The following is a 22,819-nucleotide window of genomic DNA, read 5'->3' on the forward strand; positions in this document are numbered from 1 at the left end:
CCAAAGAGACAGAACCTAGGTGAGGAGGATGCCGCCGGGCACCGCCACCTGAGTGGCGGCTTGGCCGGACGAGCGGTCCTATGCCGGGCGGCCCACCTCAACCGCCCGGGCGCACGGGCAGCAACTGGTCGAGCTTCCCCCCGCCCCCCCCCGACGACCGCGGGTGCGCACCTTCACCGGCCTCGCCGACGAGCCGGACACCCCGCCGGCGCCGAGCCTGGCCGAGTCCGTCCGGGCCGTCCGGCGCGACCACGGCGGCGGACGCTGGCAGCTGCATCTGTCCCGGAAACACGTGGAGTCGGTGGCGTACGCGCCGTGGCTGCACGCCCTGACCGGATCAGCCAGCGAAACCAACCGGTACGCCCGCGAGTACGGGGTCAGCTACCGGCCCTGAGCCTTGGACAGAACCAGCAAGTCACCGCCGTCTGCCAGCTCCTCAACGGTGTGCCCCAGCTTGGATCAGCAGGCCCGAGACCGCGGCGTGCACGATCGCCTGCATGCTGTCGCCCGACGCTCTTGACTGCTCCCTTACCAGCGACGTGAACCGGTCCGACGCCCTCCATGTGACGAGCACCCCGGCAGACACCGCCGTCACCACAAGCCCGGGCCCGCCGTCACCGGCATCCTCGTCGACAACGTGGAATCCCGCCTGACTCAAGGCATGCCGAACCTGCGCCTGCAGATCGGCTTGCACGAGAGACACGAAAATGCGCCTGCCCCGCGATTCGAGAACCAAACCTTCAACTCTTGCACATGGCAAGCCGACGGTGCTGCACGGCCGGGCGCCGAGCATCGCCGCGTATCAGGAGACGCGGCGGCGGTAGACGGCCGCTTGTCCCATGGGGGCGCGGGGCGGAGCGTTTACTCGGGTGCTGTGGGGCAGGATCAGGTGGTGGGGCTGCCGGCGATGATCCCGCCAAGGTCGTCGGCCAGGGCGATCTCGGCGGTGACGTGCTTGCCGTCCGGCTCGCGGCGTACCTCGTAGGCCTGGCTGACGGCGAGGGTGATCTCCAGCCCGTGGCGGCCCACACGCTGGGGGTCGTGGGCGGCGACGCCCGGCAGCACCGGATCGCTGCCCCACACCGACACCCGCACCGCGCCGTCGCTGATCCGCAGATCGAGCACGACGGGACCGGGCGCGTACTTCACGGCGCTGGTGACCAGCTCGCTGACGACCAGCTGCGTCATGCCCATCGCCCGCTCGGACACCGGCAGCCCGTGCACGGCCTTTCTCTCGGCGAAGAAGCCGACCGCCAGATGACGGGCGGCCCCGATACAGGACGGGTCACCGCCATACGCGGCAGACACCGACAGCAAACGGCTGTCCCCGCTCTTCCGCCCCTCGTCCCCCGCGGCCTACCCCATACACACGCCCCAACTCACATGATCCACCTCGAAGGCGCCGCACTTGCCGCGGTGGTGTCCGCCCTGGTGTCTCGCCTCCCAGGTGAGCTTATGCGCCTTTCGGTGAATCGGTGGTGCGGTGCTGGCGCGCCACGGCCAGCCAACAACCGGGTGGGGCGCAGGATGAACACGCGGACGGGCGGGGCGGACCTGGATCCCCGACGGCGTCTGCTCAGTCCCGCAGGTCCTGCGCAGCCTGCGAGAGCCCGCCTGCCTGCACCGTCTTCCCAACGGCGGTGCAGCCGCACATGTCGCCGGCCGCTTTCGCACGCCCGAACGGTATTTCACAGAAGGGCAATCCGGGGCTTCCGAACGCATCCTGGAAGGTCGACCAGGTGGAACGCGCCTTCCGGGTGCGGTCGGCGCCGAGGACTGCGACGGTAGGAGTCAGGTGTGGCTTCGAGCGGGGGAGCGAGGGATTACGGAGGTGACCGTCATGATGAGGGCTCGTCCTTCGCTCCTGCGGGAGCTCGTCGAGCGCTGCGAGACTCTCAGGCGGCGCGTGGCGTCCGGTGGGAGTGCGCAGGCCAGGCGCCAGCTTGAGGATGCGACGTACACGCTGTGTGTGGTCACTGGCACATGCCAGTTGGACACGGCTCTTTATGTGGCTCGCCAGCAGTTGGCCGATGCAATGAGACACGAGCAGCCTCTCCGTCACTGAGCGCAAGCTCACCCTGCGCCCATCGGCGCGCCACCGCGGGGTGTGGCAGGGAGGCTTGTTCATGCGGTTGCTGGCCGACTACGGCGCGCCAGCAGCGCACCATTGGGTTCCCGAGAAGCTCCTAGACGCTCATCCGGACAGGCCAGAAACCTGCGGCCGGGCAAGAGCCGGTGTCATCGCTCAGGCCGGTGTAACGTTCTCGGCCTGCGGCCCTCTTTGCCCCTGCGTGACGTCGAAGCGGACCTTCTGGCCCTCGTGCAATTCCCGGTAGCCACCGCCGGCAATGGCTGAGTAGTGAACGAACACATCGGGCCCGCCACCGTCCTGCTCGATGAAGCCGAAGCCCTTTTCCGCGTTGAACCACTTCACCGTGCCGGTGGCCATCTCGGTCTCCTTCGCCAGCGATCAAGCAGCGCAGCACCGTGCCACGCAGCCGCAGGTGGGATCTTCGCCGACCGATCGGTCACTGGGAAGGAGAAACGCCCGCAGTCACACCTGAGGGCGGGTGACCGCACCCTGGTGCAGCCATAGACGAGATGAACTGCGGGCGGACAAGCGGCGGCCGTCGCCGCGCTCGCCTTCACCCTGCTGGCTGTTCCGGCCTCCGCCTCCAGCGAGCCCCGCGCCGCGCTGGGATCGACTGCCCGTCCGGCTACGTCTGCATCTACCCCGAGATCAACTTCGGCGGACAGCCCTGGGTCCGCCGCGCCTCCGACGGCAGCGTGAAGGACCTCCCGACCGCGATCCGGGACCGCGGCAGCTCGATCCGCAACAACTCCGACCGCACCGCCCGCGTCTACGAAAAGCGCAACCACTCCGGCCGCTGGGTCTGCATCACCCGCAGCGGCGGCTCCATCCACGACCTGCGCAGCTACAACCTCAACGACCAGACACGCTCCCTGAAAATCAACCGCAACGACTGCGGCTGACCCCCCGCACCATCCGTGTCGGCCGCAACCGGCAGCAGGCATCGGCCCCGGCCCACACACTCAAGGGCCGACGCGCGCGCCACTGCACCCCTCCCGGACGCCTGGCCGGGGGGCGTCTCGTCTGACTTCCCGCACCTGCGGGCGAATCGCGCCTGCACGACGACGTGTCCACGCACACCGCTACCGGGCGAACGTGACCTCCACCGAGACATTCGGGCAGTCGGCGACGGCGTTGGTGAGAGCGACGCGCTCGCGATCGTCGACAGCGAGCTGCCAGCGCATCTTGGTGGCGACCCAGTCGGTGAGGTACTGGCAGCGGTACGGCTCAAAGGTGGGCAGCCACTCGGCCGGGTCCTGGTCGGCCTTCGAGCGGTTGCGGGCGCTGACCGCGACCAGCGAACGCTCGTCGCCCAGGTCGTTGGCGTAGGCCTCGCGCTCAGCAGGCGTCCACGCCGAGGCGCCCGAGTCCCAGGCCTCCGCGAGCGGGACCAGGTGGTCGATGTCCAAGGCTCCCGGCGAGCTGATGTAGAGGTTGTCGTAGGCGGAGTACCACTCCCCTCCGATGAGCCGGCAGGGCGCGGTCTGCTCCGGGGCGAGGAACGACTCATTGAGCAGGACTTCGTTGCGGGTCGAGCAGCCGTCCCTGTCGGCGTCCACCCAGTGCCGGAAGGAAGTGCGCTGGTAGCCGGCCCGGCTCTCATCGGCGGCCGGCAGGACCTGGACCGCGTCGTGCAGCGGCAGGGCCAGGGTGCCGCCCGCCTCGCCGAGCGGTCCGGCGGCGTGGGCGGGGGTGATGAAGGCGGCGACGGCGACGGTGGCGGCCGCGAGGGCGGTGAGGATGCGCACTGGCAGTCCCTCTCAGGAAGATCCGACTGGTCGTGATCTTCGTAGCGGGACAGACGGCGCGGTGGCGCCGCATCCGGGGTCCGATCACCCGTGCGCATGGTTAGTCGCACCGCCGGGCGTGCTCTACGGGCTGCGGTCTGTACGGGTTTGGGTCTACGGGACGAGGCCACAACACCTACCGAACTTACTATTTCGATGGGTTTCGAGGAGGTGTTGTACGGCATCGCGCGCAGCATCATCCAGAGAGTCAGCCTCCCGCATTGGGCGCTCGTAGAGGGCTGGCAGCCGGAGAGTCTCGCTGCTGCACCAGTGCCCGAGCATGTGAAGCTCACTTCACCTCGTCATCCTCACTGCGCGCCCTCGCCGCGCGCCGTAGCCGGTGGTGGCGTGCGGGGCCCTGCTCGGTGACGGCGTCCCCGACCATGGCCCGGACGACGTCCCGCAGTCCGTGTAGCCCGTGGTGCCGGGCGAGCCCTGCCCCAGGATCTTCGCGCAGTTCCTTGAGTAACGCCCAGCAGAGCAGCAGCATGACGACGACGAACGGCAGCGCCACCAGGATCGTCGCCGTCTGCAGCGAGTCGAGTCCGCCCACCACGAGCAGCACTGCGGCCACCGCGGCCATAAGAACGCCCCAGAGCACGACAAGCCACGATGGCGGGTGCAGCGCGCCGCGGCTGGTCAGCGACCCCATCACCAGGGACGCGGAGTCGGCGCTGGTGATGAAGTACGTCATGACCAGGACCATGGCGACGACGGAGGTGACGGCACCGATCGGCAGGGCGTCGAGCATCCCGAACAGGGATGCCTCGGCTCCGTCCGCCACCGCTCCCGCGAGGTCGGCCTGCCCGGTCGACTGCAACCGCAGCGCGGTGCCGCCCATCACGCAGAACCAGACGACGGTCGCGCCGCTCGGCACGAGCAGCACCCCAATGAGGAACTCGCGGATGCTCCGGCCGCGCGAGATGCGGGCGATGAACGTCCCGACGAACGGGGCCCAGGACAACCACCAGGCCCAGTAGAAGATCGTCCAGGCCCCCAGCCAGGCTTGATCGGTGTAGGCACCGGTGCGCGTGGCCATGGGCAGCAGGTTGCCGAGGTACCCGCCGACCGAGGCGGGGATGGTGTTGAGGATGTTGACCGTCGGGCCGAGCAGGAAGACGAACAGCATCATCGCCGCCGCGAGGACGATGTTCAGTGTCGACAGCCACTTGATGCCCCGGTGCAGGCCGGAGAACGCCGAGGCGACGAACGCTGCCGAGAGGGCAGCGATGATCAGGAGTTCGGTGGTCCGCGTGGCGTCGATGGCCGCTGTGAGGTCGAGCCCTTCCGCGACCTGGAGCGCGCCCAGGCCCAGGCTGGTCGCGGTGCCGAAGACGGTGGCGAAGACGGCGAGCAGGTCGATCACCTTGCCCGGCCACGCCTCGGCCCGCTCGCTGCCGATGAGCGGCACGAACGCGGCGCTGAGGCGGTTGCCGCGGTCTTTGCGGAAGCCGGCATAGGCCAGGGCCAGCCCCGCGATCCCGTAGATCGCCCAAGGGGTGAGCGTCCAGTGGAAGAAGGAGTATTCCAGAGCGGTGGCCGCAGCCGCGGCGGACTCTGGCCGGACACCGCTCGCGGGAGGTGGCGTCAGGTAGTGGGTGAGCGGTTCACCGACGCCGTAGAACATCAGGCCGATGCCCATGCCCGCGCTGAACATCATGGCGATCCAGGCCAGGTTCCCGAACTCCGGTTCGGAGTCGTCGGCGCCGAGCCGGATCCGCCCGAAGCGGCTGAACGCAAGCACCAGGCACAGCACCAGGAACACATCGGCGGCCACCACGAACAGCCAGCCGAAGTTGTCGAGCACCCACGCCAGACTTGTCGAGGAGACGTTGTCGAACGACCCCTCGCCCAGCCAGGCCCACAGGACCACCGCGGCGACCGCTGCTATGCCGACACCCACGAGGGCACGGTCGGGCGCCCCGGCCACCGGTGCACCGAGCGCACTCCCCGGCGGGCGCTCTTCGTTCGTCTCTGCACTCATGACGTCCCACTATGGTGCTGTGTGCCTGGGTCCTGGTGAGGGGCACGCCGTCAGAGGACGACCTCGACGCCGACGGCATCTCCGACACGCCACGCCAGGACCACCGCTTGCCGGAGGCTACGCGTCGGCGGTGCGGACGCGGGAATGTGGCCCACGGCCCAGAAGCTCGGCCAGACCATGACGCGACGCGGCCAGCACGACGCGGTCCTCTGGTCGCAGGACATAGCCGGGGTGGAGGTCCCAGATAAGCCCGGTGCCCTGGTGTTCGCAGTCGTGCGCCGGCGTGGCGGCGAGGTCCGGCAGCCGCTCGTCCGGCTCGGCCGTGTCGAGCGCGACGACGCGCCAGGCTCCTGGCCGGAACGACTCCGCGATCGTGCGTCCTTCCAATTGGGGGTGCCCGGCGACGTTCAAGGCGGCGAAGAGCAGCACCCGGCGTTCGACGGGTATGGCGCCGAGGATCTGCCGTCCCATCATGGCCCCGGCGAACGCCGGCGCCGCGAGGGTGGAGACGCTGCGGCTGCGGGTGAGGGCGCGCGGGTGGGCGGTGCGCAGGGTGCGGTAGACGGCGGTGGCGAATTCGTCGTCGTACAGCCTCAGGGCCACGCGCAGGCCCGGTTCGACCGACCTCGCGTACAGGGCCGCTTCCAGGTTCGTCGCGTCGTTGGTGGTGAGGGCGAGCAGGGAGTGTGCCCGGTCGATCCTGGCGGCTTCCAGTACGCCTTCCTGCGTGGCGTCCCCGATGACGGTGGGGACGCGAAGGCGGCGGGCGAGCGGGATTCCGCGCGCTTCGGGGTCCTCTTCCACGCACACCACGGGAATGCCGAGTTCTCTGAGCCGTGCGAGCACCCGGGTGCCGACCTTCCCGAGGCCCAGCAGGACGACGTGTCCGGACAGGCCGCGAGGTGGACGGCGCAGCCCGGAGACGGTGCGAAATGTACCGAAAGCCTCCAGGACAGCCGCCAGCAGCACGGGCATCAGCAACAGCCCGGCCAGACCGGCCAGGAGCTGGAGTACCTGACGTGCCGGGGCCTCGTTGAGCGCCGGGTCTCCGATCGCGAAGAGGTCGAGCAAGGTGAGATAGGCGGCGTGCAACGGGTGATCACCGGTGGTCAGCCAGGTCGCGACAGCCACGCCCACGACGCAGGCCACGAGTCCGGCCAGTGACCACCGCAGCCGTCGGGAGAAGAGGGAGGCCAGCGGCAGTCCCCGGCCCGTCAGCCGTGATGATGCTGAGGAACCGGAGGCAGTGTGCGTGACCGTCTCCAGTACCACCGTGCCACGTCCGGTGCCGGCGGCCACCATGTCGTCGTCTGGCAGCAGAACGGGCCCCGCGCTCCCGCTGCCCTCAGACCCCTCCGCTCCTGCCGGGTCGTTGGCTGTCGATGACAGCAGGGCCAGCGTGCACAGTCCCGGACGGGCCGCCTCACCGGGTGCGGGCGGGGTGCGCTCCACCGCGCGCAGAAGCAGCCCGTCCGCCTGCACCACCTTGCTCGTGCCGGCGACCGCGGTGGCTGCCAGCGCGGGAGCGGCGGTGTCGGCGTCCGACAGGACAGTGGTGGAGATGTCGAGGACCGCGGGGTCCAACCCCGGCACAGCGAGGACGGCAGCCTGGTCGAGGAGTTCCTCCAAGTGCTGGCCGAGCTTGCGGTTGTAGAGCCGGATCACCAGACGCAGGCGGGGGTTGAGGCGGCGAGCGGCCAGCGCGGCATGGATGTTGGTCTCGTCGTCGTCGTACACGACCGCCAGCGCGGCGGCGTCCCGCACGCCCACCTCGGCCAACGTAGCCTCGTCCAGTACGGCGGCCTCCACGACCCGCGGTGCGTCCGTGGCGGCGCCCGCAGTCGAGGGCGGGCGGTTCACGGCCGCCTGCACCCGGCCGAAAAGTGTCGCGACCCGTGCCTGTCGCTCACCACCGGACCGCTGCGACGGAGGTACGACGAGCGTCACCCGTTCCTGGTACACGTGGGCAAGCTCGGCAGCCAGTCGCTCGGCGAGCGCACCGTCACCGCACACGATCATGTCTCCGGCACGCGGCACACCGCGTGCCGGCCACGGCACCGTGATCATGAGGTACGGCTCCGGTGGGCGATGCAAGGGAAGAACCGCGGTGGGATGTTCGGTGCCCCGCGGACCACCCTGAACGTCGAAATGGACATTCGCCGTACCCCCGATCAGTGAACGGACTGCCGGCGCAGTCAGCTAAGGATCGCCGTCCAGGCTTCCCGCCCCACCGGTCGGCAGACACGTCACCGTGCAGACCTACCTACCGCAGTTGGGGCTGTTTCGTCGTGCTGCCGACGGCAGTCTCATTACGCCACGCTGCTGGGCGGGGCGGTACGGCAGTCACCGGCAGGTTAGGACCATGGCTGGCTGCCAGCCCATGGAAGGCAGGGGTCAGCGCGACTTCCTGCGGCCGGTGAGCCACAGCGCTGCTCCGATCGCGACCGCTGTCAGGCCGAGGGTGAGGACGGGGAGGCCAGGGCCCGGGAGAACGTACATGGCTGCTCCGACGACGGTGAGGGCGGCACCGATCGAAAACACTAGAACGCCGGCACGAGGCTGGGACATGATGATTCCTTTTTGGTTGATGGGATTCGGACGAAAGGATGCGTGAGTGAACCTGCCGGTTGCCCGGGCCGCCGTACGGCGGCCCGGGCAACGTTCGAGGGGGGGTATCACTGGCGCCAGTGCTCAGGCATCAGGCGCGCCGACGAGTGATCAGTATCCCCAGTAGATCTTCGACGAGTAGACGTACACCCGTCGATAGGTGGTCCACCAGGACGATGTTTCCGAGAACCGGAAGTTGGTGTACGTCTTCCGGTAGGTGATGCGGTCCTGGTACTGGGTCGTGTAGACCGACACCCACTCGGCGAGTACCTTCTCGCGGCTCCACGACAACAGGGTGCAGCGAACACCGCGCTGGGTGCGCCAGCGCCAGCGCTCCTTCCAGCCCACGATCGCCAGAGGTGTCCAGTCGGCGAGCGCGTCCCACATCCAGGAGTACTTCTTGGTTCGCCAGCTGGTGTAGGACCACTTGCCGGACCAGGTGATCTTGATGTCGCTTCGCCATCCGGTCCAGGCGTACCACGGAATCTTGCAGGGCAGGCAGCCGGAGATGTCCTCGGCGTTGACCGGGTCGCCGCAGACGTAGTCGTAGTTGCTGCAGCTGCCGCCGGCCACCGGGTCGGTCTGCAGGAACCGGCCGGAGGCCGGGTCGTACAGGCGCACGCCCATCAGGACGAGGTTGCCGAGGGTGTCCGCGGAGCGCTGCTCGCCACCGAAGAAGGCGTAGCGAGCCTGGTCGGTGCCCGTGCGCTTGCCGAACTCGTCGGTCGTCAACGCGGTGGCGGGCTTGGTGGTGTCGAGCGGGAGGGCGAGAGCGATGTCGTTGTGCAGGTCGACGAATTGCAGGACGACGTCGCCGGTCTTGCTGGTGGTCGCTCCCAGACTGCGGCCCGCGGACTCCACGTTGCGCGTGATGGCGCCCGTGGTGGGGTTCTCCACGATCCAGGTCGGTTTGTCGCTGTCGCTGCTGTAGTGGTTCGTCTTGGTGGCGGTGGTGACCCAGCTGCCTGAGGCGTTCGACTCGACGGTCCAGGAACGGATCCGTCGGGTGGCGTCGAGCGCCCAGGTCTGGCGCTGGTTGCCCAGCAGCTGCTGCCTCACGAGGTCGTTGAGGTAGTAGCTGAGGGTGCCCTCACCGGGAACCGAGGTGGCGCGGCCGAACGCGTCATACCCGTAGCCGCTGTCGGTCCGGCGGTCCGCTGTGTCGTAAGTGCTGGTGACGGTCGTACCACCGGTCGTCGGGCAGTCAAGGCCGGGGGCGCCGGCGGCCGTCGTGACGGAGGTGCGGTTGGAGTGCTTGTCCCAGGCGTACGAGCGGCGGGTGCAGACGCTGTCGGCGGTCTCCTCGACCGTCGTCAGGCGACCTGCGGCGTCGTAGCGGTAGGCGCGGTTGGCGTTCTGCCCGGCGCCTCCGGCACGCGTGGCCCACTGGTCGTGCGTCGTGACCGTGGCGGCATCGCTGAGGAGCAGGGCTCCGTCGGAGTCGCGGGTGTAGGCGCGCTCCGTCGGCTTGCCGGCGGGGTCGGTGGACTGCGTCATGGTGTAGCCGCCGGGCAGCTCCTCCGTGGCCACGTTGCCGTCCGCGTCGTAGGTGGCACGGAAGGTGCCAGCGACGGAGTCGGTGAGGGAGACGAGCAGTCCGCGCGGCTCCGCCGTCGCGTCGTATGTGTAGGTGACGGTGGAGGGGGCGCTGTCGGTGCTCTTGACGGGCCGGTTGAGCTGGTCGTAGTGCACCGTGGTGGTGTTGGCGTCAGCGTCCGTGTAAGTCATCTGACGCCCGAGCACGTCGAACGTGCGGGTGATACTCCCTGCGCTCGTCGAGCTGGTCTTGGTGAGGTGTCCGGCCTCGGTGTCGTAGATGAAGGTCTGGTCGGGGATGGACGCGCCGGCCGTGCCGCTGGTGGTCACGGAGGACTGGCGGCCGGCGGCGTCGTAGCTGGTGATCAGCGTGCGGGTGGCGCCGTTGGCGGTTTCCACCACCTTCGCGGGCTGCCCGTAGGCGTTGTACTCGTTGTAGATGACCGGCAGGGCGCCGTTGGTGCCCGCCGCCGTACCGGCGTAGCGGACCTCACAGACCTGGTCGGCCCACTCGGGTCGGCCCTGGCAGGTGCCGGTGCCGGTCGCGGACCAGTAGGTCGTCAGCTGGGTACCGGGGTCAGTGCCGTTCGACTTCGGCATGAGGGACCTGACCGGCCGGCCCTTGTCGTCGAACTCGGTGATCCGGGTGATCGCCAGGCCGCCGGGGTCCTGGACGTTCTTGGTGGCCAGGCCCTTGACCCAGTCGTACTCGGTCGTGGTGACGCGTCCGTCGGCCATCTGGCCGGGGTAGGTGATCAGTTCGGCGCCGACGGTCTCCTTGGTCGGCTGGTTGACCACGGTAGCGGAGCCGTCGGTGGGACGGCCGGCGTCGTACTGGGTGGTGGTCCAGGTACGGCCGGGAGCCGCAGTGCCCGCCGCCAGCAGGACCGTGCCGTCAGCGGCCTTGAGGTCCTTCTCCAGGGTGAGCATCCGCAGCGGGCCGCGTGTGTCGGTCGAGCGGGATCCATCGGCGGAGAAGGTGGTCTCGCTGGACAGCAGGCGAGCCCGTTCAGCGCTTCCGGCCGCGTCGGTGCCCAGGCCGAGTCCGGCGAGCCGGGTCCTGTCCCGGGCGGTCAGTCCGAGCGCCAGGGCCCGGTTCGCCGCCGACAGCTCCATCACCGTGTTGCCGTACCGGTCGTACTGCGTGGTGGTGATGTGGTCACCGGGGTTGCGCTGGTTGACCTGACGCCCCGATGCGTTGAGGTAGACCACCATCGCGCGGGCGTAGTCGGCCTTCGTCAGCTGTGATCCGTCCGACGACGCGGGCACCTTGTCGGCGGGGAAGACGGCGGTCGCGTCCGACGGGGTGTCGTACTGCCCCCACTTGGCCACGTCCGTCGGTGCCATCGCGGCCGGTGCCGTCGTTCCACTCAGCGGCACGTTGTAGACGACCGTGGAGGTCGCCGTGCCGGAGACCTGGTCCTTCGTGCCCGCCACCAGCGTGGGGCGTTGCACGGACAGCAGCATGCCGTCCGACGCGCCGGTCACCGCGGCGACCTTGCCGTAATTGAACGTCCACGGCAGCTGGCCGGGCGGGGTCAGCGTGACGACGCGACCGGCGGAGTCGTAGTTGTAGGCGGTCTTCAGCGCGGGGCTGATCCGCGGGTCCCACGCCTCGCGCAGTCGGCCCTGCCCGTCGTAGGCGTACCGGGCGACGGTTCGCGCGGTCGCGTTCGCAGCTCCCGGCTCGGTGGCCCACACCTTGAGTTCGGAGACCTGGCCGGCGATGTCGCCGAAGGCGCTGGTGGTGGCGGTGGTGGTGGTCGCGTAGACGAAGTCGAGGACCTTGCAGCCGCGCGTGGAGGGAGTGGCCTCACAGGTCGTGGCCGTCGCCGCGCTTGTGGCCCCGATGATGCGCTTGGGGCGGCTGACCCGCTTGCCGTCGATGGTGACGGCCTCGGACACGACCAGGCTCTCACCACCGTCGATGCCGGACTGCACCGAGCTGGACACCTGCCAGGTCGGGGCGTCGGCGGCGGCCTTCTTGAACGTCGTCACCGACCCGTCGTCTTCCTTCAGGACGAAGGAGGACGTGAAGCCGCCGGTCAGGGTGAGCTCTTCGAATCCGGTCTCGGGGATCCAGCCGGTCTGCGCCTGGTTGGCCGAGAAGTAGACGGACGAGCCGTCGGCCGAGACGACGTTCAGCGAGGTGTTCGAGGTCTTCTCGATGTGGGAGTAGCCCGAGTCCACCTCCGGAGCGACGGTGCCGGAGACCCATTCCTTGCCGAAGATCGGGGCTTGGCCGACCTGCTTTGCGCCCTTGTCCGGAACGCGCGAGGAGGCCGTGCGCGTCACGGAAAGGCCCATCACCTCGGCGTCCGAGGCACCGAGCGAGTAGTCACCGTTGAGCAGGTTCACCGAGCCCGGTCCCACCTGCGATCCGGCGGCGCCATCGGCGTTGCGGTCGACGACCACCGGGAGCGGCTGCGTGCTTCCCGCGGCCCCGTTGGGCCCGGTGAAGTCGGCCTTGATCTGGACGCTGCCGTCGGGGTCGACCGTGCTCGTGGCGTTCCAGGTCAGGGCGGCGTTCCTGCCGTTGGTCAGCGGCACGGGCCAGGCGGCGAGCGCCTGTCCGTCCTTGGACACATCGGCGACGGGGATCCGGGTCCAGGGGTCGGCCTCGGAACGGCGCCAGGAGAACGCGACCGAGTCGTACTTCCCGGCCTCGGCCTCGGCGACCAGCGGCAGCCGGCGCGCGGTGCTCTCGCCCTCGCTCGGCTGGACGAAGCCGCCGGGGCCGGCGTGGAAGGTGTACTCCAGCGCCTCGGACTTGTTGTCCGCCTTGTCGACCTGACGGACGTGAAGGGTGTGGGTTCCGTCCTTGGGCGGGGTGATGGCGATCGCCTTGGCGGTGGAGGAGCCACCGGTCGCAACCTTGGTCCAGGTCAGACCGTCCAGGGACCACTCGAGCCAGTTGTGGTCGGTCCCGCGGGGAGTGACGGTGAAGGTGCCGGCCTGGCCGGCACCCTTGACCCAGGCGGCGGACGGGTAGTCCGTCGACGCGATGCCGGTCGGAGCCGACGGTGCGGTGGTGTCGACCGTGAAGGTCTTCCACTCCGACCAGCCGAGGTTGTAGTGCGTGCCGTCGTACGGCGAGGTGCGGAACTTGTATGTCTTGCCGTTGGCCAGCACACCGGACGGGACGGTCACGGACGCGACCTGCCCGGAGTTCACCCACGGCGAGACGATGACGTTTCCGACCTGCGTGTTGGTGGCGGAGTCGAAGATCTGGAAGGTGCCGTTGACCTTGTCACCGTTCGGGTCGACGAACGTGTCCCGCAGGGTCGGGGTCAGGGTGTTGACCACATACGCGCCGCTGTAGGAGTAGTACGGCGGGCCGGCTTCCTGCTTCGTGCCCGTGCGCGGCCGGTAATTGTAGGTCACGACCAGTTTGGGCGGGTTGGATGCCGCGTTGGCGGAGTTCACCCGCTTCCACTGCCCGGTGACGTTCTCATCGCTCGCGCGCAGGCCCATGTGGGACTTGGCCGCCTTGGCCGAGGCCCACTCTTGCACCATCGTGGTCACGTTCGCGTTGATCCAGCCGTCCGGCTGGGTCGAGCAGGAGGCGTTGCCCCTCGTCTCCGAGGAGGTGGCCTTCTCTGCGATCCACGTCGGCTGGGCCGTCCACCGCGACGAGGTCGTCGCGGCGCCGGTGGACCACACTTCCCAGGGCTGGTTGGGGCACGACGTGCCGGTGTAGTTGCCGGAGTGGAAGTTCCACAGCGACAGCTTGGCGTCCGTGACCAGCGCGTCGGCGATCGGCGCGGTGTTCCAGGAGATGAACGAACGCGCGGTGCGGTAGGTGCCGTCGGCGTTCTTCGTGCCCGGGTTGCCCAGGTCCAGCTCGACGTCCGTGGACCAGTCGACTGTCGTGCCCTGCTGCACGTAGGTGTCGAAGACGTTGGACAAAGAGGAGGTGGACGGGTCGACCGTCACCGGGTACTTCGTCGCCGGGTCGGCGAGGAACTTCGCGTCCGGTGTGAGGACGAGGTCGACGCCGCCCTTGGTCTTGACGACCTTCATGTCGACCGCGACCTGGCGCGTGTGCTTGCCGGAGACCGGGTCGATGGTGGCGTCCCACATGATCGGGGCGGGCATGACCGCGGTCTTCTTCGACTTCTGGTCCTTGAACAGCACGCTGCCGTCAGCCTGCTGCTCCACCTTCAGGCCCTTGGTCCTCAAAGGCAGGGTGTAGGAGAAGCCGTCGGCGGGCCGTTCTTTCACCTCGACGAACTGCTCGAAGCCGGTACGGGTGGCCTCCACCACAACATCGGCTCCGGGTACGGCGTCCTCGTACGTGGCGCGGTTACCGTCGAGCTTCGGAGTCGGCAAGCCGCCGCGCCACTGGAGCGTGACCGCTTCATCCCCGGTGCCGAGGGTGACGAGGTCGGTGGCCGGGGCCGACTGAGCGGCCTTCAGCGAGCGGGCCTTGGTTCCGGACTTGCCCGCAAGCGTAAGGCCCGTTGGGTGCGCCCGGGAGACGACCCTCCCGTCCGACGACCTCATAAGGTCGACATCGACGTCACGCCATGCGCCGGAGGCGGTGTCCCGGAATCGGATGGGCCCAGCCGACAGCTCGGTGGTGAGTGATCCGTCCTTGTTCACCCAGGTCGTCGAGGTCTCGGTGCGCTCGGAAAGCGCCTCGACCCGATGTCCTGAGAGCCGGGCTGTCACACGCGCCGACGGGATGTCCGCGGCGCTGGTCGCGTAGACCGGCTTCTGCGGCTGAGCGGCCGTCTGCTCCGGGGGTGCGGCCAGGGCCGCTTCCGCGCCGTAGAGAGTCGAAACCGCCATCAGCAGAGCGAGTCCGGTCGCGGCCGCACGTCTGCCTGGCCGGTGGTTGGCTCTGGGCCGTTCCTGGAATCCTGTTATGGATTCCGGTTCAGGGCTTCTCACGTTGCTCCTATGAGGATGGATGGTGCTACGAAATCGGACAAGGAGGGTCCGATTCCGCAACCTGGGCCTCGAAGGCCCAGGAGTTCAGGGGGTGAGAGTCACCGGATTCAAGGTCGTTACGGGCATGGCAAAGTGCCCCCTCGGCGGTCGTCCAGGGAATCCCCGTCGGCGGGAACTACGGCTCGATCAGGCCGGCCCTGATGGCGTAGCGGGTGAGTTCCACGCGGTCACGCAATCCGAGTTTCTGTAGCAGGTTCGCCCTGTGGCGCTCGACGGTCTTGGCGCTGATCACCAGGAGCTCTCCGATCTCCTTGGAGCTGTGCCCCTCGGCGACGAGCTTGAGGATCTCTTCCTCCCGGTTCGTGATCGCCTTCTCCGGGAGGGGCCTGCCCTGCGCCACGTGATCGAGGTACCTGCGGATCAGGGTGTTCTCGACTCCGGGGTACAGGAACGGCTCGTCTCGCATCGCCGCACGGCAGGCATCCACCAGGTCCCGGTCTGCGACCGACTTGAGCACGTACCCGCAGGCACCGGCCCTCAAGGCTTCGAAGAAGTACTGCTCGTTGTCATACATGGTCAGGATCAGGATTCGGAGGTCCGGTTGCATCCGAGCCAACTCACGGGCAGCCTGCAGACCCGTCATCCGAGGCATCGCGATGTCCAGAATGGCTAGGTCGATGGGGACTGTCCGGGCGAGGGAGATAGCCTCCGCCCCGTCGCCTGCCTCGGCGACGACGGTCAAGTCGGGCTGGGAGTCCAGAATCATCCGCACTCCGCGACGGACCAGGGCATGATCTTCGGCAAGCAGGATCCGATGTGGCGGCGCGGTCATCACTCGGCCTTCCCCGGTACTGGTACCCACAGCTGCACCGACGTGCCGCCCCGCGAAGTCGCTTCGATGGACAGTCGCGCGCCAATGAGCAGGGCGCGTTCCCGCATTCCTCGGATACCGGACCCCTCCGAAGCGCTGTGGCAGCCGCGTCCGTCGTCGCGAATCACCAGTTCCACCGCTTCAGAACTCGTGTGCCGCAGCTCCAGGTCCACCCGCGCGGCGCTCGCATGCCGCGCCGCGTTGGACAAGGCTTCCTGGGCCACCCGGTAAATCGCCAGTTCGACTTCCTGTGGCAATGTCGGAAGCTTGTGGTCGAGGTGGTGGACGACAGTGAAACCGACCCTGGCGAAGTCGGCCGCGAGAGCGCGAAGCGCGCTCGCCAGACCCAGGTCCTCGAGGACTCCCGGACGGAGCCGGCGCGCGATGCGCCTAAGCTCGTCCAGGCTCTCCCGAGTCGTCTCCTGTGCGCCACGCAGGTCCTTCCGCAATCGCGTCGGCGCCTGGTCCGCCAGCCACTTCAGCTGCAGAAGCACGGCTGTCAACGCCTGCCCGACCTCGTCGTGCAGTTCGCGCGCGAGATGCTGTCGCTCGGCCTCCTGCGCCGCGGCCACCCGTGCGCTGCTGGTAGCGCGCTCGTTCTCCAGTCGGTCGAGCATCGTGTTGAAGGTTCTCACGAGCTGCACCATTTCTGCCGGCCCCGCAGCCTCGGCCCGGATGCCCGGGGCACTGAGGTCCGCCTGCGCCATCCTGTGCGACAGACGCTGCAGCGGAGCGAGTGCACGGTGGAGGACCAGCGCGTTGGCAAGAAGCATTGCCAGGACCCCGACGGCCACCACGACGGCTTCCTTGAGGAGGACGGGAGAGGAGACGGTGATCCACGGGCTGAGCAGAAGCAGAGCCGCGATGACGAGGAGGGAGGCGTTCATCGCGAAGATGCGCCAGAACAGTGACACAGCCGAATCTCTCCCTCCTCTGACCTGGCCCCGACACGACGATCTTGCTGGTGATCACGTGGATTCTTTGTGATGCCTCTGGGTCCGTCCATACATGCTGGCACCCATGTTTCCGCAGATGAACGGGCGGATCGGGGAGCTGGGCCACTCATCTGCTCCGGACAGGGGCGGGCCCCTGGGGTCCCGTTGTGCCAGTCCCCGGCAGCGCAGGGTCGCCGGTGCTGTCCGGCGGGAAGCTGTCATGAGGACGTAAGGAGCGTGTAAAGTCCGTCGCGGAGTGCCGGGAAGTCTGGTCGGCGACAGGGAAAGTTGTCTTCGTCGATCGGGGTTGGTCTTCGTGTTGCTCGTCGCGGTCTTCGGTGCCGCTCTCCTCATCGCGGTTCTGCTCTCCGGGCTCGCGGCACGGACCGTGTTGTCCACTTCATTCCTCTTCCTGGTCGGCGGCGCACTCGTCAGCGACGGATTCCTCGGTCTGATCCACATCACTCCGGACAGCGAGATCGTCGCGGTCACCGCCGATCTGGCGCTGTTCGCAGTGCTGTTCACCGATGGCATGCACGTGTCGTTCCCGAAGCTCAGGGAGAACTGGAAGAATCCGGCTCGTGCCCTCGGGCTGGGCATGCCGCTCGCTTTCGTGGGCATGGCACTGATCACCCATTACCTGGTCGGATTGGACTGGACGACGTCCTTTCTCGTCGGCGCCGTTCTGGCGCCGACCGACCCGGTGTTCGCCTCGGCGATCGTGGGCCGCAAGGAAGTGCCCGCCAAGCTCCGGCAGTTGCTGAACGTGGAGAGCGGCGTCAACGATGGGCTCGCGCTCCCGGTGGTGCTGATCCTCATTGCCGCCGCCGGGCCGACAAGCGGCCACGCGGAGGCGTCCTTCGGGAAGATCGCGCTGGAGCTTGCCCTCGGACTCGTCTTCGGTGTGGTGCTGCCGCTGCTGGTGAACGGACTCGTACGGTTCCGGCTGCTGGGCGCGGAGCCCAAACTGCAGCCGCTGCTGCCGCTGGCCACCGGCGTCATCCTGTACGCCGCGTGCCACCTGACCCACGCCAACCCCTACCTGGCCGCCTTCTCCGCGGGCGCCGTCCTCACTGCCGTATCGCCCGAGGCGAAGACGGCCTTCGAGCCGCTGGGCGAAGCGCTCGCCGAGCTGGCGAAGTTCGCCGCGCTGCTGGTCTTCGGGGCGCTGCTCACGCCGCAGCTCTTCGGTGACCTGTCCTTCGGCGGGTACGTCGCGGTGTTCCTGGCGATCGTGCTGATCCGCCCGGTGTCGATGCTGATATCGCTCATCGGCACACGGTTCGACCGCCGGGAGAAGCTCGTCGCCGCCTGGTTCGGCCCCAAGGGTTTCGCCTCAGTGGTGTACGGACTGCTCGTGCTCCAGGCCGGCATCCCGCAGGGTGAGCAGGCGTACACGCTCATCGCCGTGTGCATCGCCTTCTCGATCATCGCCCACAGCAGCACCGACGTGCCCATCGCAAGGATCTTCGACGTTGAGGACCTCGCGGGCATTCCCGAGCCGCAGAGCGCCGGACCGTCGACGGACGGGGACAAGGAGGACGGCCGTGACCGGCAGGCATGAGGCCTGCGTGCGCCGGCCGGGACGAGGGATCGTGAGGTGGCTGACCTTCGCGGGCGCGGTCCTCACGGTGCTGGGGGCAGCGACGTACGTCCTCCCAGGTCCAGGCCTGCCGGTGCTGGTCACCGGAGTGCTGATCCTGCTGGGTCCGGCGAGTCTGCGGCTGTTCGGCTCGGGGCGGTGACCGGCATGCGAACTGCCCCTCTCGTCTGGCGCGCCGGATGGCCTGGGCGGGTCGCGGCAGTCGGGTCCTGCCTGTTGTTCGTGGCGTTCGTCGATCGCCCCGACGGCGGGACGCTGACCGGCGCACGGTCCGGCGCGTTGTTCTTCGCCGTCTGGACGTCGCTTGTCGCGGCCTGGTTGTGCTGCCGGTTGGGGCTCTGGCGCGTCACCGCCGACCAGGACGGCGTCCACATTCGCAGGATGTGGAGGGTGGCCTTCGTGCCGTGGTCGGCGATCGGGCGTGTGGAGCTGCGACATGACGGACTGCTTGAGTTAGTTGGCTCGGAGGCCACACCCATGGGCGGACTGTTCCTGCCGTCGTGGGCCGGCCGACTCATCCGACGCCCCGGAGCCGGAGCACGGGCAGCGAAGGTACTGACCGGGATGGCGCGCGACGCCGCCCTGCGCCCTGTGGCCCCGGCAGGCCGGACTGTGACCGGCTCGGCCTTTGCTCCACGTGCGCTGCCTCTGGCAGCCGTGTTGTTCGCCGTGACGGAGTACCTGCACAGGTGAGAAACCGTCCAAGCGACAAGGGAGACTTGTGGACCGGTACGTGAACTGGGCGTTCCTGATCGCGTTCATCACCCTGTGGCTGCCGTTCGCCATCGCCCAGTGCCGTGGCTGGACCTTTCCGTGGCTGCGTCACGGTGGCCCCCGGTCCGGCTGCTCGGCGCGGCCGGTCTCGCCCTGTGCGTGGTGGTCGTGGTCAACACCGTGCCGGGCTGGCTCGGGCCACACCCGGCACATTGACCTACGCCTCATACGCCGCGATGATGTCGACCTTGGTCTGCGGTGCTTTGCTCATCCTCTACGCGTCGCAGCCTTCGCTGTCTCACGCGTTTCCCGTGAGTGAGGGGGCTCAGTCGTCCGGGCTGCCGCGGTCGACTGTGTAGGCCACGAGGACACCGGCCAGCGACGTCCATGCCACGGCGCCGTACCCGGCGCCCTCCAGCCGACGGCAGCCAGGAGAAGTCCGGTCAGCAGGCCCATGGCCATCGCTCTGCCGTTGCGGGTGAATGCCCACTGCTCACGCGCGCTGCCCGGGCGCCGTATCTCTGTCAGTGCCGTCCTGATGACCAGGGCGGCAGCGATGACGGCCACCGTCATCACGGATGAGTCCACGACGCAGGCCTTCCGGGTCAGCGCTCGGTGGCCTTGATGCGCTGGTACACGTCGGGGATGCCGTCGTGGTCATCGTCGCGCTCCTCTTCCTCTGAAAGGCGGCGGTAGATGCCGTTGCGGCGCTTGATGAGGAGGGCAGCAAGGCAGGCGGCTATGACAGAGCCGGCGAGGACTGCGGCCTTGACGTGCTCTGTCATGATCGGGTCAGTGAAGGCGAGTTCGCCGATGAGCAGGGCAACGGTGAAGCCGATCCCGGCGAGCACCGCGAGGGCAAAGACGTCCGCCCAGGCGAGTTCGGGGTTGAGCCGAGCGCGGGTGAAGCGGGCGGCCAGATAGGTGCCTGCGAAGATGCCCAGAGTCTTGCCGACGACCAGGCCCAGGACTACGCCGAGTGGCTCGGGCTCGGTGAAGACCTCCGCCAGCGCCGCGCCGGAGACGCCGACTCCTGCGGCGAAGAGCGCGAAGAGCGGAACCACGACTCCCGCCGAGACCGGGTGGATCAAGTGGGAGGTGCGCTCCGCGGGGGAGGCGGTCTCGCCCTTCTCGCGGGTGGTGCGCAGGATCAGGCCCATGGCGACGCCGGCGACGGTGGCGTGAACTCCGCTGTTGTACATCAGTGCCCAGGTGACGAGACCGAGGGGGACGTACCACCACCAGCCGCGTACGCGAAAGCGCTGCAGCAGGTAGAAGAGGGCCAGGCAGGCGAAGGCCCCGCCGAGGGCGGCGAAGTTCAGGTCGCTGGTGAAGAAGACCGCGATGATGAGGATGGCGCCCAGGTCGTCGACGACGGCGAGCGTGAGCAGGAATGCGCGCAGTGCGGCGGGCAGGTGGGTGTTGAGGACCGCCAGGACGGCGAGGGCGAAGGCGATGTCGGTGGCCATCGGCACCGCCCAGCCCTCCAGGCTGCCACCGCCCGCCATGGCGGTGACGGCGTAAAGGGCGGCGGGTACGGCCATGCCGCAGACCGCAGCGATGACCGGCAGTGCCGCGGTGGCGGGAGTGCGCAGCTCGCCGACGACGAACTCCCGCTTCAGCTCGATGCCAGCGACGAGGAAGAAGAGGGTGAGCAGGCCGTCGGCGGTCCAGTGCCCCACCGACAGGTCCAGTCCGAGGGACGGTATGCCGAAGTGGAAGTCACGTATCTGCTCGTAGGTCCCGCTCCACGGGGTGTTCGCCCACACCAGTGCCACAACGGCGGCTGCCAGGAGCACCAGTCCGCCGGTCGTCTCCGTCCTCAGGGCCTGGACGACCGCGTTGCGTTCGGGCAGCGGCAGGAGTCCGAGGAAGGGGGAGCGCTCGCGAGGGGCGGCAGCCATCAGGGAAGACCTCCGGGTCATCGATGTCAGGGCATACGAGCCCCAGGACGCCGACCAGACTTCCCGGCACACCGCGCGTCGGGCCGCTCGCCACGGGGGCGGGGCGTTGACGCGTTACCTGCACCCTAGCCGCCGCTCCCGGATGTCGCCAGACCACGTTTCACCTGCCGAAACGGCATCGGGGGGGCATGGCGAGCGGGCCCGGTCACACCAAGGCGCGAGGTGTGACCGGGCCCGCTCAGGAGGCGGTGCCGCGGGGCGGTCAGACGGTGGTCTTCACCGACTCCTGGTCTTCGTCGTCCTCGGTGATCTCACCCGCGTTGCGGGCGCGGACGAACTCCAGGAAGGAGTTCAGCTCGCGCTTGACGACCGGGGCGAGGAGGTACAGGCCGATGATGTTGATGACGGCGAGCATGAAGAGCACAGCGTCGGCCATGTCGATGAGGGTCTGCAGCGTCAGCAGCGAACCGGCGATCGCGAACAGGGTGTAGACGACCTTGTACGACAGCTCGCTGGCCCGGCTGCGGCCGAAGAGGTACGTCCAGGCCTTCAGGCCGTAGTAGCCCCACGTCAGCACCGTCGAGATGGCGAAGAGCAGCACGGCGACGGTGAGGATGTACGGGAACCAGGGCAGCACCGTGGCGAAGGCGTCGGATGTGATCGTGACGCCGCCGATGGACTGGTCCTTGCGGGCTGCGGCCCAGCTGGCGGGGTTGGCGATGACGATGGTCAGCGCGGTCATGGTGCAGATGACGACCGTGTCGATGAACGGCTCCAGCAGCGCGACCAGGCCCTCGCTTGCGGGGTGCTTGGTCTTGACCGCGGAGTGCGCGATCGGGGCGGAGCCGAGGCCGGCCTCGTTGGAGAACGCGGCCCGCTTGAAGCCGATGATCAGGGCACCGAGCACACCGCCCGCGACGCCCTCGGGGTTGAAGGCGCCCTCGATGATCGTCGCGATGGCGGCCGGGACGGCCGTGACGTGCACCAGGATGACCGTCAGGCACGCCACGATGTAGATGCCCGCCATGGCGGGGACCAGCTTGCTGGTGACGTTCGCGATGGAGCGGATACCGCCGAGCAGCACGATGCCGACGAGCGCCGCGACCAGGATGCCGAAGAACAGGGCGCCCGCGGAGGAGCCCATCAGGCCGTCGTCGCCGCCCGTGACGGAGACCAGCTGCGCGTAGGACTGGTTGACCTGGAAGAGGTTGCCGCCGAAGAGACCGAAGAAGAGCACGAAGAAGGAGGCGAGAACCGCGAGCACCTTGCCGAGGATCTTGCCGTTCTTGCCGAAGCGCTCCGCCAGGCCCTTGGGCAGGTAGTGCATCGGGCCACCGGAGACGGTGCCGTCGGCGTGCACCTCGCGGTACTTCACGCCGAGCGTGACCTCGACGAACTTGGTGGCCATGCCGAGCAGGCCGCACAGGATCATCCAGAAGGTGGCGCCGGGCCCTCCGATCGAGACGGCGACGGCTACACCGGCGATGTTGCCGAGGCCGACCGTGCCGGAGACGGCGGCGGTGAGGGCCTGGAAGTGGTTGACCTCGCCGGCCGACCCCTTCTCGTCGTACTTCCCGCGCACCACGTCGATGGCCAGCTTGAACTTGCGGAGCTGGACGAACCCGAACCAACCCGTGAACACCAGACCGGCGACCACCAGCCAGGCGACGATCAGCGGAAGATCCGTACCCCCCACGGGGACGGAGTAGAAGACGACTTCCACGAGCCAGGTGGCTATGGGCTCGAAGAATCCGCTGACAGCTTTGTCGACGGACGTGGTGATGGAGTCGAGTGACACTGTGGCTACCTCGATGGCGCAGTACCGACGCAGGGGAGGCTGCGCCGGGAAGATGTGCGGTCTTTGAGCGAACGCCGTTGTCCGATCGGCGA

17 protein-coding genes are annotated in these 22,819 nt (G+C 68.5%); 6 read left to right on the forward strand and 11 right to left on the reverse strand.

The window, feature by feature from the left end; translation table 11 throughout:
- The first annotated feature begins 52 nt into the window (after positions 1 to 52).
- Positions 53 to 394, forward strand: coding sequence for a DUF6417 family protein (locus CCN42_RS19045; RefSeq protein ID WP_245877364.1), 342 nt, complete (start codon positions 53 to 55; stop codon positions 392 to 394).
- 42 nt (positions 395 to 436) lie between these two features.
- On the opposite strand, the gene CCN42_RS19050 is transcribed toward CCN42_RS19045, so the two are convergent.
- On the reverse strand, positions 437 to 694 hold the full coding sequence (locus CCN42_RS19050; RefSeq protein WP_143661951.1) for a hypothetical protein: 258 nt from the start codon (positions 692 to 694) through the stop codon (positions 437 to 439).
- A 191-nt stretch (positions 695 to 885) separates the two neighbouring features.
- Positions 886 to 1,317, reverse strand: a complete 432-nt coding sequence (locus CCN42_RS19055) for an ATP-binding protein (protein WP_086737280.1) — start codon at positions 1,315 to 1,317, stop codon at positions 886 to 888.
- A gap of 526 nt (positions 1,318 to 1,843) precedes the next feature.
- Here CCN42_RS19055 and CCN42_RS19060 point away from each other — a divergent pair.
- On the forward strand, positions 1,844 to 2,065 hold the full coding sequence (locus tag CCN42_RS19060; RefSeq protein ID WP_245877368.1) for a DUF5133 domain-containing protein: 222 nt from the start codon (positions 1,844 to 1,846) through the stop codon (positions 2,063 to 2,065).
- Positions 2,066 to 2,245: 180 nt separating this feature from the next.
- On the opposite strand, the gene CCN42_RS19065 is transcribed toward CCN42_RS19060, so the two are convergent.
- Complete coding sequence (locus CCN42_RS19065) at positions 2,246 to 2,449, reverse strand: cold-shock protein (protein WP_086737282.1); 204 nt, start codon at positions 2,447 to 2,449, stop codon at positions 2,246 to 2,248.
- A 152-nt stretch (positions 2,450 to 2,601) separates the two neighbouring features.
- Here CCN42_RS19065 and CCN42_RS19070 point away from each other — a divergent pair, with 152 nt between their 5' ends.
- Positions 2,602 to 2,994 carry a peptidase inhibitor family I36 protein gene (locus CCN42_RS19070; RefSeq protein WP_169731484.1) on the forward strand — a complete coding sequence of 131 codons (393 nt, stop codon included), beginning with the start codon at positions 2,602 to 2,604 and terminating at the stop codon, positions 2,992 to 2,994.
- Between the two features lie 180 nt (positions 2,995 to 3,174).
- On the opposite strand, the gene CCN42_RS19075 is transcribed toward CCN42_RS19070, so the two are convergent.
- From CCN42_RS19075 to CCN42_RS19100, 6 genes are all read right to left on the reverse strand, one after another.
- Complete coding sequence (locus CCN42_RS19075; protein WP_086737284.1) at positions 3,175 to 3,840, reverse strand: HNH endonuclease family protein; 666 nt, start codon at positions 3,838 to 3,840, stop codon at positions 3,175 to 3,177.
- Between the two features lie 328 nt (positions 3,841 to 4,168).
- Positions 4,169 to 5,863, reverse strand: a complete 1,695-nt coding sequence (locus tag CCN42_RS19080) for a BCCT family transporter (protein ID WP_086737286.1) — start codon at positions 5,861 to 5,863, stop codon at positions 4,169 to 4,171.
- A gap of 117 nt (positions 5,864 to 5,980) precedes the next feature.
- Positions 5,981 to 7,882, reverse strand: coding sequence for an NAD-binding protein (locus CCN42_RS19085; protein WP_086737321.1), 1,902 nt, complete (start codon positions 7,880 to 7,882; stop codon positions 5,981 to 5,983).
- 699 nt (positions 7,883 to 8,581) lie between these two features.
- Positions 8,582 to 14,800 (reverse strand): RHS repeat-associated core domain-containing protein, encoded by a 6,219-nt coding sequence (locus CCN42_RS19090; RefSeq protein WP_086737288.1) that lies wholly within the window; start codon positions 14,798 to 14,800, stop codon positions 8,582 to 8,584.
- A 277-nt stretch (positions 14,801 to 15,077) separates the two neighbouring features.
- On the reverse strand, positions 15,078 to 15,734 hold the full coding sequence (locus CCN42_RS19095; RefSeq protein WP_211294744.1) for a response regulator: 657 nt from the start codon (positions 15,732 to 15,734) through the stop codon (positions 15,078 to 15,080).
- Positions 15,734 to 16,687, reverse strand: coding sequence for a HAMP domain-containing sensor histidine kinase (locus CCN42_RS19100; RefSeq protein WP_086737292.1), 954 nt, complete (start codon positions 16,685 to 16,687; stop codon positions 15,734 to 15,736). The genes CCN42_RS19095 and CCN42_RS19100 overlap by 1 nt, the downstream gene beginning before the upstream one ends.
- Before the next feature lie 337 nt (positions 16,688 to 17,024).
- Here CCN42_RS19100 and CCN42_RS19105 point away from each other — a divergent pair, with 337 nt between their 5' ends.
- From CCN42_RS19105 to CCN42_RS19115, 3 genes are all read left to right on the forward strand, one after another.
- Positions 17,025 to 18,272: a cation:proton antiporter gene (locus CCN42_RS19105; protein ID WP_245877366.1), complete on the forward strand. Its 1,248-nt coding sequence runs from the start codon at positions 17,025 to 17,027 to the stop codon at positions 18,270 to 18,272.
- A complete protein-coding gene (locus tag CCN42_RS19110; RefSeq protein WP_086737293.1) occupies positions 18,256 to 18,453 on the forward strand; it encodes a hypothetical protein in 198 nt (65 codons plus the stop codon). Before CCN42_RS19105 ends, CCN42_RS19110 begins: the two co-directional genes overlap by 17 nt.
- Positions 18,454 to 18,533: 80 nt before the next feature.
- A complete protein-coding gene (locus tag CCN42_RS19115; protein WP_158102104.1) occupies positions 18,534 to 19,004 on the forward strand; it encodes a PH domain-containing protein in 471 nt (156 codons plus the stop codon).
- 626 nt (positions 19,005 to 19,630) lie between these two features.
- Here CCN42_RS19115 and nhaA read toward each other — a convergent pair.
- Both nhaA and CCN42_RS19130 read right to left on the reverse strand, forming a co-directional pair.
- The gene (nhaA, locus tag CCN42_RS19125) at positions 19,631 to 20,929 is read right to left on the reverse strand and encodes a Na+/H+ antiporter NhaA (protein WP_086737297.1); all 1,299 of its coding nucleotides are present in this window, start codon (positions 20,927 to 20,929) and stop codon (positions 19,631 to 19,633) included.
- 262 nt (positions 20,930 to 21,191) lie between these two features.
- Entirely contained in the window at positions 21,192 to 22,727 is a 1,536-nt protein-coding gene (locus CCN42_RS19130) for an alanine/glycine:cation symporter family protein (RefSeq protein ID WP_086737299.1), read from the reverse strand.
- Positions 22,728 to 22,819 lie beyond the last annotated feature (92 nt).

Source organism: Streptomyces glaucescens (assembly GCF_002154375.1).
Taxonomy (GTDB): Bacteria; Actinomycetota; Actinomycetes; order Streptomycetales; family Streptomycetaceae; genus Streptomyces; species Streptomyces glaucescens.